A 6,916-nucleotide genomic window follows, 5' to 3' on the forward strand; every position below is an offset into this window, starting at 1 on the left:
GAATTCCTAAGCCTTGTGTCATTGACCTGCCTTGTGTTATCCTCGGGCTTGAGCCGAGGATCTCTATAAGGAATTCTAGATTTATGGAATTCTAGAATTCCTAATAAAATTTCATTATAAAAATTCATTTTTTACTTCATATTTCACAGCTTTTGCCGATATACTAGCAGTTCTAAACAAAGGATTGTTATATGAAAATAATGGATTATAATCTAAATCTACACTCAAACTCTACTGCCACAGAGCTAAAACAAAATGCTGGCAAAACCGAGCTAAGCACGAGTGAAACTAGTTCGCAGGGTCATTTTGCTAGCGGACAAGGCGCAGTATTTAGCGCAAGTGCTACCACCCAAAGCGAGCTAAAAATTAGCTCAGAGCAAGATATGTTTAAAAATATCATCAAATTTGCTGATGAAGCGATAAAAAGCCTAAAAAATCTGCGTGATAGCCTAGGGCTTGGCGGCGGCGAAAATGACAAGCTCAGGGATATCCTTGATAATATGAAAAGGACTTTAAACGGCGAAAAAATCGAGTTTAGCACGAAGCAGGGCTACACCAAAGACGGCATTTACGCAGAAGTGCTGACCACTACTACCTTAGAGAGCAGCACGCAAAAAAATAGCGCTCTAAGCATGGCTGCACAGGGCATCATCAAAACCGCAGATAAAGAAATAAATCTTGATCTAAACTTTAATCTTAGCCAAAGTTTCGTGCAACAGAACCTCTCTATTTCTAAGCAGCTCGTTAGCTTTCGCCTTGTAGATCCCTTGGTTATAAACCTCTCTGGCGAACTGCCTAGCCTAGATGAGCGCACTTTTAGCTTTGATATTGATAGCGATGGTGAGCTAGATCAGATTTCACGGCTTAAAAGCGGCTCTGGTTTTCTAGCCCTAGATAAAAATGGCAATGGCGCAATCGACGATGGCAGCGAACTTTTTGGCACAAAAACCGGCGATGGCTTTGGCGAGCTTGCTAGCTATGATGAGGATGGCAATGGCTGGATAGATGAAAATGACAGTATTTTTGCTGGGCTTAGAGTGTGGCTAAATGACAGCGAGGGCAGCCGCCTAATTGCTCTTGGCGAGGCTGGCGTGGGGGCTATATTTCTAGGTTCTACGCAAAGTGGTTTTGAGCTAAAAAATAGCGATGATCAAACGCTTGGCGTGCTACAAAAAAGTGGAGTTTTTCTCTTTGAGAGTGGAGAGGCAGGCGCTATCTCTCACATTGATATAGCCAAGCAAACGCCGGTATATGCGTAGTTTTTGCTTCGCGTCCGCTAGTTAGAATTCTAAAATTCCGTCATTACGGAAATTCCGTCATTGTGGGGGAGCAAAGCAGAGGGAGCAATCTCGTTCAAAATTCCGTCCAAAATTCCGTCATTGCGGAAATTCTGCCATTGTCCGTTAGTGTGTCATCCTCGGGCTTGACCCGAGGATCTCATCACAGAGAATTCTAAAATTCCGTCATTGTGGGGGAGCAAAGCAGAGAGCAATCTCGTTCAAAATTCCGTCTAAAATTCCCTACTATGTCATGGAATTTTAGAATTCTTTAAGTGGGAATTCTATTTAAGAATTCTAAATTTGCTAAAAAACACCCCCGCACCCCTAAAAAACCTATGTAAAAAAAGCTACTTTTAAAAATATTTAGCTATAATCAGCAAATTTTTATTTAAGGATTTATTATGACTTGGAAGTTTGGCGACAATATTGACACTGATGTAATCATCGCAGCACGCTATCTAAACACCAGCGAGCCAGCACTTTTGGCAAAGCATGTTATGGAAGATGCTGATCCTAGCTTTAGCAGCAAAGTAGGCAAGGGTGATATCATAGTAGCAGGCGAGAACTTTGGCTGTGGATCTAGCCGTGAGCACGCACCAATAGCTATCAAAGCAGCTGGCGTAGATATCGTAATAGCAAAAAGTTTTGCTAGAATTTTTTACCGCAATGCCTTTAATACTGGGCTTTTAATCTTAGAGTGCAAAGACACTGATAAAATCGCTGAGGGCGACAAGCTAGAAGTAAGCCTAGATAATGGTAGCATCAAGAATCTAAGCAAAAATGAAGAATATAAATTTGAAGCTATGCCAGAGTTTATGCAAGAGCTAGTAAAGGCTGGCGGACTCATAAACTACGCTAAAAAAAACTTATAGGATAATAAAATGGATAGATATAAAATTTGCGTCATAAAAGGCGATGGCATAGGCCCAGAAATAGCTGATGAAGCGATAAAAGTGCTTGATAGCGTATCTGCTAAGTTTGGCTTTGGACTAGATTATGAGTATTTTTTGATGGGTGGAGCGGCGATCGATGTCTTTGGCGTGCCGCTACCTGATGATACGCTAAATGCTGCAAAGGCAAGTGACGCAGTGCTTTTTGGCGCAATCGGTGGGCCAAAGTGGGATAATCTAGACCCTAGCATTCGCCCTGAAAAAGGACTTTTAAAGATACGCAAAGAACTAGAAGCCTTTGCTAATCTGCGTCCAGCGATAATCTTTGATGAGCTTATAAATGCTAGCACCATAAAGCCTGAGATAATCAAAGGCGTAGATGTGCTAATCGTGCGTGAGCTAACCGGCGGTCTATACTTTGGCGAGCCAAGAGCTATGGGGAATGATAAAGCCTACAATACTATGGTATACTCACGCTCTGAAATCGAGCGCATAGCAAAGGTGGCTTTCGTAGCAGCTGGCAAAAGGCGTGGTAAGCTCTGCGTGGTGGATAAAGCAAATGTGCTAGAAACTAGCAGGTTGTGGCGTGAGGTAGTGGATGCTATGGCACCAAGCTATCCGGATGTAAGCGTAGAGTATATGTATGTAGATAACGCCGCAATGCAGCTAATCCGCAATCCTAGGCAATTTGATGTGATTTTAACAGAAAATCTTTTTGGCGATATTTTAAGCGACGAGGCAAGTATGGTTTGCGGCTCAATAGGACTGCTACCAAGTGCTTCTGTGGGTAGCAAAGTAGGCATCTACGAACCAATCCACGGCTCAGCACCAGATATCGCAGGGCAAGGGATAGCAAATCCAATTGCTATGATACTAAGTGCTGCTATGATGCTACGCTACGCACTGGGGCAAGAAGCAGCAGCTATGGCAATAGAAAATGCTGTAAAAGCCGTGCTAAAAGATGGATATCGCACCAAAGATTTAGCTAGCTTTGATGCCAAAGAAATCTGCACCACTAGCGAAATAGGCACGATAATAAGCGATTATATCAAAAAAGCATGAGTAAGTTTAATATCACCGAAGCACTGATATATGAAAATCAAGGGCTAAAAGAAGAAGCCCTTGAAATATATAAAAAAATCCTTGAAAGCGACCCTGATAATTTCAAGGCTGCAGCGCATTTGCGCCGCCTAAAAAAAGAAATGGCAGAGCCAAATAAAGAAAAACTTGAAATGTTTTTGCGCTTAAGAGATGAAAATGAAATAAAAGAGTTTAAAAGGTGGTTGATTAGCCTATGAACAGTATCGAAGATATCGCAAAAATGGCTATTGAAGAAGTGGGAGCTGAGCTTAAAGAGCTAGAGAATTCTAGAATTCCCACCAAAGCTCCAAAGCCTCTAAGAGCTGCAAATGAAGTACTAAACGCTGCTATAAAAAACGATGAAGCTGCGCAGCTAAACGCAGCTAGCGCAGCTAGTGTAGCTAGCGTAATAAAAGAAAAAGAAAATGAAAACACTCTAAATATCACAAATACTAATAGCAATACATTTGGAGCTGAGATTAGAGTTTTTGGTGAGGCCCAGGCAGGTGAGGCTCGGGCAAAGGATACTAGCGCAGATTTGCCTGATAGCATTGCAAAAATGGAGTTTGCTGGTCTTGATGCTACGCCAAATGAGCAGGATAAAAACTTTTTGGCAAACGCCACGCTTACAGCAAATGCCACGCTTGCAGCAAATGCAGCTATAGGAATTACTGCAATAAACTCTATTGATAGTACTCAAAATACTAGCGCAAATAGCGAAAAAGAGTATCTTTTAGCACTAAAAGAGAGGCTAGAAGTGCTTTTTGCTGGGCTAAAAAACAGCGAGGGCAATCTAAGTTTGCGCCTTGATCTTACTATTCGTTTTTTGGAATTTTTACTTGCAAATACAAACGAAAGACTTACTAAACTACCAAAATAGCGAGCTAAAAGTCGAGTTTGAAAAAATCAAATCTGCCCTTGCGCCGCACACCAAAAGAGCGTATTTTGTAGGCGGCTGTGTGCGAGATGCGCTACTTGGGCTTGCTTGCTATGATTATGATATCGAGATTTACGACCTTAGCCCAGAGCTTTTTGATAGCATTATGAGCGAACTTGGGGCAAAGGGCGTGGGAAAAAGCTTTTTTGTCTACAAGCTTGGAGCCTTTGATCTAGCTTTGGCTCGCACTGAGAGCAAAAGTGGCTTTGGACACAGGGGCTTTGAAGTGCGTGTGTGTAATGATGAGCGTAGTGGTTCGCTGCGCCGTGATTTTAGCATAAATGCGCTTATGTTAAATATTTTTGATAATAGAATTCTAGATTTTCATAGCGGCAGAGCTGACTTGCTTGCTAAGCAGCTTAGGGTGGTTAGCAAGCAGACTTTTTGCGATGATAGCCTTAGGGTGCTAAGAGCTGCGCAGTTTGTAGCTAGGTTTAATCTAAAAATTGAGAAAAAAAGCCTAGAGCTTATGCGAAACATCGATATTAGCGACCTTAGTAGCGAGCGAGTGCGAATGGAGCTAAATAAACTTTTTGGCGCAAAATATCTTAAAAAAGGGCTTTTAGCAATGAGAGAGCTAGGGCTTGATAAAAAGCTAATTGGCTCAGAGTTTAGCGATGATTTCATCAAGCGTGCTATCTCTCATGCTAAAATTACTAAAAATCATCTTAGTATCCCTTATGATATTTTTTGTGAGTATGGTGTGCTTTTAGCTGGTTTTGAGAGTGTAAAAAAGCAGGCTTTTTTAAAGCGAGCAAGTGCTAAAAAGCTCTGTGAACTAGCACTGAAAATACCGCTAAAAAACTGGCTAGGACTAAATACAAAAGCTCGCATAAACCTAGCAAAAAAAATGGGAGTTTTTGACGAAAAACTAAGACTTAGCCTAGATGAAAACGAGCTAAAACGCTTAGAGTCAAAAGAGCGAGAAAGACTGATTTTAAGGGCAAAAAAAAGCGCAATAAATACCGCAATTTCAAAAATAAAAGGGCAAAAATGATAGGAATAGATCTAGGCTCAAACACGCTAAGAGCGTGTAAAATGAAGCAAAACGGCGAGCTTATATGGGGTTTTGAGCGCATTGTAGGCTCGGCTCGTGGCATGGATGAGAGTGGGCTAAAGTCTCAGGCAAAAGAGCGAATTCTAAAAGCCCTTAAAGAGCTAAAAAGCGAGCATGAGCTAAGCGGGGAGTATTTTGGCGCAGCCACAGCAGCATTTAGAAGGGCAAAAAATGCGCCTGATTTTTTAGCGCAGATCAAAAACGAGCTTGGCATAGAACTTGAAATAATCAGCGGAGAAAAAGAAGCCTCGCTTGTAGCACTTGGCATAAACTCACGGCTAAAAGCCCTTGGAATTTCTAGCAAGAACGCTCTTTTTATAGACCTTGGCGGGGCTAGCACGGAGATTTCTTTTAAAAGCGAGCTAAAAAGCTTTGATTTTGGTATCGTAAGCTTTGCTAATGATTTTTGCAGCGATTATGACGCAGCCAGCGAGGTTTGCGCTAGTGCGTGCGAGTTTATTTCAGGCTTTGAGCCTAGCATGGTGGTGCTTAGCTCTGGTGTGCCAACCACAGTAGCCGCACTAAAAATCGGTCTAAACTACGCGAGCTACGATGCTAAGCTCATAAATGGTATGCGCTTAGAGCTAGGAGATTTTGACACAGCCGCTGCTAAAATTCTAGCCAGCAATGATAAAGACACACTTGTAGGCAAGGCTCGTAGCGATCTTTTGCTTTGTGGGACGGCTTTGATGAAATGCTTGCTAGCAAAAGTATCTGCGCATTTTGTGGTGGTAGATGATGGGCTTAGAGAGGGCATTTGTTTTGCGCTTTTTAGTGGCTCTCTAAAAGCTAAACAATTCTAGAATTCCCTAGTTTTTTTGCTTCGCAGCTACTAGTTTTTTTAGGGGTTAGGGGGTATTTTTTCATTTAGGAATTCTAGAATTTACTTAGTATTTCTAGAATTTTACTTATGGAATTCTAGAATTTTGTTTAGGAATTCTAGATTTTTACTTAGTATTTCTAGAATTTACTTAGTATTTCTAGAATTTACTCTAGGAATTCTAGATTTTTATTTAGAAATTCTAGAATTCCACCTAGAATTCCCTAGCCAATTTTAGAATTCCCTAAAAACTTTTAAAAAATTTTCAAAAAACTTTTAAAAAAACTTTTTAATTTTAATCAAACTTTAAGCAAAGCACTTGTATAATTTCAGCTCGCTTTTGGAGAAAAGCCTTGCTGGAATATGATTATTTCATTATTTTAGCGTGTTTTTTAATATTTTTTATGTTAAACGAATACAAAGTCAATCTTTGAAATCTAAACAAGTGATCTAATCGAGCCAAACTATTTTATATAGTTAAATAGTTTTAAGATTAAACTTCACATACCTTATTTATTTTAAGGTTTTTTATGGAGAGTTTGATCCTGGCTCAGAGTGAACGCTGGCGGCGTGCCTAATACATGCAAGTCGAACGGACAAGTAAGAGCTTGCTCTTATGAGTTAGTGGCGCACGGGTGAGTAATGTATAGTTAATCTGCCCTACACTGGAGGACAACAGTTAGAAATGACTGCTAATACTCCATACTCCTTCTTAACATAAGTTAAGTCGGGAAAGTTTTTTCGGTGTAGGATGAGACTATATTGTATCAGCTAGTTGGTGAGGTAATGGCTCACCAAGGCTATGACGCATAACTGGTCTGAGAGGATGATCAGTCACACTGGAACTGAGAC

7 protein-coding genes and 1 rRNA gene are annotated in these 6,916 nt (G+C 40.8%); all 8 read left to right on the forward strand.

The window, feature by feature from the left end:
• Positions 1–191 precede the first annotated feature (191 nt).
• On the forward strand, positions 192–1,259 hold the full coding sequence (locus PTQ34_RS04440) for a hypothetical protein (protein WP_273932313.1): 1,068 nt from the start codon (positions 192–194) through the stop codon (positions 1,257–1,259).
• 422 nt (positions 1,260–1,681) lie between these two features.
• Positions 1,682–2,152 (forward strand): 3-isopropylmalate dehydratase small subunit, encoded by a 471-nt coding sequence (locus PTQ34_RS04445; protein WP_273932314.1) that lies wholly within the window; start codon positions 1,682–1,684, stop codon positions 2,150–2,152.
• A gap of 9 nt (positions 2,153–2,161) precedes the next feature.
• Positions 2,162–3,232 (forward strand): 3-isopropylmalate dehydrogenase, encoded by a 1,071-nt coding sequence (gene leuB, locus PTQ34_RS04450; protein ID WP_273932315.1) that lies wholly within the window; start codon positions 2,162–2,164, stop codon positions 3,230–3,232.
• On the forward strand, positions 3,229–3,468 hold the full coding sequence (locus tag PTQ34_RS04455) for a hypothetical protein (RefSeq protein WP_273929732.1): 240 nt from the start codon (positions 3,229–3,231) through the stop codon (positions 3,466–3,468). Before leuB ends, PTQ34_RS04455 begins: the two co-directional genes overlap by 4 nt.
• Positions 3,465–4,130, forward strand: a complete 666-nt coding sequence (locus PTQ34_RS04460) for a CiaD-like domain-containing protein (RefSeq protein WP_273932316.1) — start codon at positions 3,465–3,467, stop codon at positions 4,128–4,130. Before PTQ34_RS04455 ends, PTQ34_RS04460 begins: the two co-directional genes overlap by 4 nt.
• On the forward strand, positions 4,090–5,184 hold the full coding sequence (locus PTQ34_RS04465; protein WP_273932317.1) for a tRNA nucleotidyltransferase/poly(A) polymerase family protein: 1,095 nt from the start codon (positions 4,090–4,092) through the stop codon (positions 5,182–5,184). Before PTQ34_RS04460 ends, PTQ34_RS04465 begins: the two co-directional genes overlap by 41 nt.
• Positions 5,181–6,047, forward strand: a complete 867-nt coding sequence (locus PTQ34_RS04470) for a Ppx/GppA phosphatase family protein (RefSeq protein WP_273932318.1) — start codon at positions 5,181–5,183, stop codon at positions 6,045–6,047. The genes PTQ34_RS04465 and PTQ34_RS04470 overlap by 4 nt, the downstream gene beginning before the upstream one ends.
• A gap of 544 nt (positions 6,048–6,591) precedes the next feature.
• Positions 6,592–6,916, forward strand: a 16S ribosomal RNA gene (locus PTQ34_RS04475); the annotation flags it as partial.

The sequence above is a fragment of the Campylobacter magnus genome (assembly GCF_028649595.1).
Classification (GTDB): domain Bacteria; phylum Campylobacterota; class Campylobacteria; order Campylobacterales; family Campylobacteraceae; genus Campylobacter; species Campylobacter magnus.